The following is a 4,757-nucleotide window of genomic DNA, read 5'->3' as shown; positions in this document are numbered from 1 at the left end:
GTTTTGGCTTTTATCGCCATAACACAGCCGATGTACTATTAACGCAGGCGCATTTAGCGCATATAAATTGGCAAGAAATAAGCACACTACACTTTTGTTCAAACACATTAACCGAATCAGCAATTGCCAACACAACGGTTAAAGCGCTAGAACTTGCAAAAGCGAATAATAAGCTCGTCAGTTTTGATGTGAATTTACGCTACAGCTTGTGGGAAAACACAAACGATATAGCAAGCAATGTAAAAGCCTGTTACACCTATTGTGACATAGTAAAACTCTCGCGTGACGAACTTAATTTTTTAGCTCAGCATAGCGATACAACGAGCGATGATTACATTCAAATGCTATTAAATACCGGAGTAAAACTGGTGTTTTTAACCGATGGACCAGAGCCTGCCACGGTTTACCACAGCGCATTTACACTTAACGAATCGGCACCAAAAATAAACGCCGTAGATACAACAAGCGCAGGTGATGCATTTATAGCGGGGGTTTTATACTACTTAAATAACTTAGGAAGTGATTTACCACTAGCAGATAAACTAAATGATAAAGCGAGCATAAAAGGCGCCCTGCACTTCGCTCTTAAATGTGGCTCTAAAGCGTGTTTAGCTAAAGGGGCATTTCCGGCATTACCTGTGCTGGCTGATGTACTTTAATAGACCTAATGTTTTTTAAGTTCAAATATATGCAGTAACGCGTAGTTACTGCATAGCATCAAACACCATTTTACTATCCACTATTTGTTCAAAGTGCGTTATTTTTTGATTTTTAAGCTGCCAAATATGCGCGACCCTAGCTTGCATTTTTTTACCCGTTTTAATATAAGTACCAGAGTACGTGCCATACACTACAACAGTATCATCTTGGGATAAGTAGTTTTGTGGCGTAAACGTGTAGTTATACCACTCGCTTGCAAGCTTTTGAAAAACATGTTCAGTAATGTCATTCATACCATGGTATGTATCAGCATAAGCAAAACCGTCAGCCTCTTTCCAAGTAATAGTATCACTTGCATGAGCAACTAAATTTTGCCCATTCTCTTGTGATGTTTTGCCTTCATACGTACTTTTAATTATGTCTATGTTGTTCATTTTTGCACACCCTTGCACTATAAAAAGGAAGCTCAATAAAGCTGTAATATAAACAGCTTTATTATTTAGAAATTTCATCACACTATACTAGCGCAACTGATTGCTGTAAGTAGGTAACCCACTGCTCAGTTTTTCCATAATAATGGGCTATATCGGCTTTTTGCCACTTACCTGTGTTAAATTCAAATGCTGCACTAGGAAAGCCTTGCCCATGAATATCGTGCAATAAGCCTCGGCTTTGTGCTATATGTTGATCTGTTGCACCGCCTTCTAGCGCATTAAAGTGGGTTTCAAATAAGGCCTTGTTTAAACCCAGCTCCAATGCAATATCAGTCAGTACATGCAGCTGCATAATGTTTTTACCCTGAGCATAATAAGCATGTTGAATACTATTAAGCATTTCCCCACCTGATATACCAAGCGCTTGCGCTGCCAATATAGCGGTAATAGCCGGAGCCGAGTTGAGTATAATATCGTTGGTTTTTAAAAGCCCATCAGTATAGTTACTACCAAATACCTGACCGGTTTTCTTCGCTATGACACTGTCGTTTTTAAGTGCAAATTCACGCCATGCAGGAGTCACAGGTTTGACATTATCACCTGTTAGCATACCTCCACTGTGTACTTTTACAATTAAACCATCAATATTTTCAGCAGCGGTGATCAAGGGCACGCTGCCGTAAGTCCAACCACATAAAGGGTCAACAATTATATGTAACGTTACGTTTTTCATTAATATTTCCTATCTAAATAATTGCTTAACGCAAGGGCACTTAGTGCCATTGCATCTCACCCATAACCACTTTTGAGCCCAACTCTAAAATGCTTCTTGCACCTAAATCAGGGTAAGCTTGAGTCATTATCTCTACAAATTCAGTTGAGTTTTTTGCATTTTTTGCAGCGCTATCCGCTTTATTTAAGTATCCTTTCATGAATGACACACCAGAAAGGTCTTGTTTACTGCCCTGTAAAAAATGACCTGGAATAACAGTCTGTGGTTTTAAATTCTCGATGTTATCTAATGTTGACTGCCAAGTTTGACGCTCTGCAGCAGTGCTCGAATCGGCCAACCACACATGCATTTGATCAAATACTACAACCCCACCCAGCACTGTTTTTATAGAAGGGATCCAAAGGTAAGTATGCTTTGGATCATGCTGTAAATTTTTAATAATAATTTCTTTCCCATCTATAGTTAGGCTATTAGATAGCATTACTTCTGGCAAAATAAGTTCTTTAGGTGCATTGCTCTTTAAAATAGGCCCCCAATAATTTAACTTTCCTTGCATTGAGCGCTTAATATTCTCTACTGTTGATTTAGTCGCTAATAACTTTGCTTTTGGAAAAGCAGCTTTAATTACATCTAAACCAAAGTAAAAATCAGGGTCGCTGTGACTAATATAAACAGCTGTTAATGTTTTACCGCTCGCTTTTATTTTTTCAACCAATGCTTGTGCATCATTACGCTGAAATTGGGCATCCACTAATAACACTTCGTTATCACCACTTATAATGCTTGATGAAACAGCAAAAATACTTTTGTCTTGTGGGTTATATACATCAACAACTAATTCACTTTGCGCTAATACCGGTTGCATTAATGTGCTTGCTAATAAAGCTGTTGCTGCTAATACGTGTTTAACTTTTTTCATTCTCAGTAGCCTGTTTGTTATTTCGTTAAGATGAGGCTATTGTATGTTGCAATTTAAGAATGAAAAACTAGGCAGAATGCAACTATCTGTTGCATAAATCGAACATATAGGCAAAGTGAATGGATAGAATTATTGCAGCTGATGTATTTATAAAAATTGTAGAGCAGAAAAGTCTAGCCGGTGCTGCCCGTGCTTTAGATATGTCTAGATCTATGGTTACACGGTATTTGAATCAAATGGAAAAGTGGGCAAATACCCAACTACTCCATCGGTCAACAAGAAAAATAACACTCACGTCAGAGGGTGAAAAAGTACTTAATCATAGCCGAGAGCTCATTGCCATCGCCCAAAACATCAGTGCGCCAATAGAAAGTAATAACAGATTAAACGGGCAAATTAGGTTGTCGTGCTCGCCTTTTTTAGCACATGATGTACTACCAGATATGTTGCAACAATTCTTGCACGCTCATCCCGAAGTCAGTATTGATGTACAAATTAGTAATCACGTTACAAATTTGGTAGAAGAGCGAATAGATTTAGCAATTAGAATTACCAATGACTTAGATCCTAATATAATTGCTCGCCCACTTGGGAAATGCCATTCAGTATTATGTGCAAGCCCAGAATATTTAGAAAAAAACTCTAAGCCTATAACTACGGATGATTTGAGTCGCCATAACTGTTTGAACTATTCACGGTTTGAAAAAAGTATGTGGCATTTTTCACACCCTGAAAAACCCGTATCTGTAGCGATTGCTGGTAACTTCAGTGCTAATGATTCGAGCTTACTGTTAAAAGCTGCTCTTAATAATCAAGGAATAACTCTACAACCTAAGTTTGCTGCGCAGAAATATATAAATAATGGAACGTTAATACATTTACTACCACACCTTAAACCACAAACTTTGAACATATACGGTATTTACCGCTCTAGGAAACATCAGTCACTTGCACTTCGTTCATTTATTGATAGCTTAGTAACGTATTTTGATAAAATTGATACTTAACAATAAGCGAAAACTATTAAACGTTCGCTATAAGTCCTTTATTTAAGAGTTGAAATAGCGCTTTGTAAGCGCTATTTTTTGAAAGAAGGGATTTATTATTCGTCTAGCCAATCTATGGCTGCGGTAGCATTTTCAAAGTATTGAACCTCACCCGATATAAACCAGTTACCTATTTTGGCCATTCGAGCTTGCCACTCTTTATTACCGTAAATAGCTACTTTTTTAAATTCTTTAGAGTGCTTAACACCTAACTTGAGGTCGTCCCACGCTGCGCGTAATTCCCAACCTTCAAGCTCGCTACCATCTATTAAGGCGTTTACAACTGGGTGCTTAACTTCGCCAAGAGCTGAATTTATCATTGGGGTAATTATTTTGTAGTCGTCGTGAGTAAGCGTACCAACGGCTTTAAGTTTTAAAAAAAACTCTCTTCCTGCACGTTCAAGACCAATCGATAAACCATGTGTTGTGTGTACCATTACTGCTCTCCTTAAATAGGCTGAGTGGTAAAAGTACACCTTCTAAAATTAATTAGTCCTGAACTAAATCAATAAATAGTCCTGAACTAAATCAATAAATAGTTCTGAGCTAGATCATTAAATAGTCTCAAATAAACGACTCAATTACGCATTTTGTACGCGAGATATCTGGTTTTCTACATCAGTTAAATGGCCCGTTTTAAGCCATACTTTTGCACCATTACTTCCCGCTTTAACGTTAACAGAGCTATTAATAGGCACTCTTAACCAACTGTTTTTTACAAGGGTATCGGCTTGCTCATCAAATGAGCCTTCAAGTACTAGCAGCTCAGCTCCGCCTTTTGCGCTTATAACCATGCAGGCGTTGGGCTTAAAGTCCAACAAGCTTACGTCTTCAAAATCGTCTTTGTATAAAGGGGTTACGGCTACATTTTTAAAACTAGGGTGCGCCGTACTTTGCATCAAGTCCGTTTGTAAACGCACGTGGGTTCGATCATCTGGCTGAAACTGCCATAACTTTACAAATAT

The 4,757-nt window shown here is 38.1% G+C and carries 7 protein-coding genes; 2 read left to right on the top strand and 5 right to left on the bottom strand.

Annotated elements, in window-relative coordinates; all coding sequences use genetic code 11:
* The coding region (locus L652_RS0103465) for a PfkB family carbohydrate kinase (protein ID WP_024595725.1) at positions 1-659 on the top strand (659 nt) is incomplete at its 5' end.
* Between the two features lie 45 nt (positions 660-704).
* Here the strand turns inward: L652_RS0103465 and L652_RS0103460 are convergent.
* The 3 genes from L652_RS0103460 to L652_RS0103450 form a co-directional block, all read right to left on the bottom strand.
* Positions 705-1,094, bottom strand: coding sequence for a nuclear transport factor 2 family protein (locus L652_RS0103460; RefSeq protein WP_024595726.1), 390 nt, complete (start codon positions 1,092-1,094; stop codon positions 705-707).
* Positions 1,095-1,176: 82 nt separating this feature from the next.
* Positions 1,177-1,827 (bottom strand): DsbA family protein, encoded by a 651-nt coding sequence (locus L652_RS0103455; RefSeq protein WP_024595727.1) that lies wholly within the window; start codon positions 1,825-1,827, stop codon positions 1,177-1,179.
* Between the two features lie 40 nt (positions 1,828-1,867).
* Positions 1,868-2,746 carry an MBL fold metallo-hydrolase gene (locus tag L652_RS0103450; RefSeq protein WP_024595728.1) on the bottom strand — a complete coding sequence of 293 codons (879 nt, stop codon included), beginning with the start codon at positions 2,744-2,746 and terminating at the stop codon, positions 1,868-1,870.
* Between the two features lie 119 nt (positions 2,747-2,865).
* Between L652_RS0103450 and L652_RS0103445 the strand changes: the two genes are divergently transcribed.
* Positions 2,866-3,753, top strand: coding sequence for a LysR family transcriptional regulator (locus L652_RS0103445; RefSeq protein WP_024595729.1), 888 nt, complete (start codon positions 2,866-2,868; stop codon positions 3,751-3,753).
* Between the two features lie 95 nt (positions 3,754-3,848).
* Here the strand turns inward: L652_RS0103445 and L652_RS0103440 are convergent, their stop codons facing one another.
* Positions 3,849-4,229, bottom strand: coding sequence for an STAS/SEC14 domain-containing protein (locus tag L652_RS0103440; protein ID WP_002960091.1), 381 nt, complete (start codon positions 4,227-4,229; stop codon positions 3,849-3,851).
* 144 nt (positions 4,230-4,373) lie between these two features.
* Positions 4,374-4,757 (bottom strand): cupin domain-containing protein (locus tag L652_RS0103435; protein WP_024603292.1); only part of this gene is annotated, 384 nt, incomplete at its 5' end.

Source organism: Pseudoalteromonas sp. TB25 (genome assembly GCF_000497995.1).
Classification (GTDB): Bacteria; Pseudomonadota; Gammaproteobacteria; order Enterobacterales; family Alteromonadaceae; genus Pseudoalteromonas; species Pseudoalteromonas distincta.
Note: the sequence above shows the minus strand (reverse complement) of the source record. Positions and strands in the feature narration are given on the sequence as shown.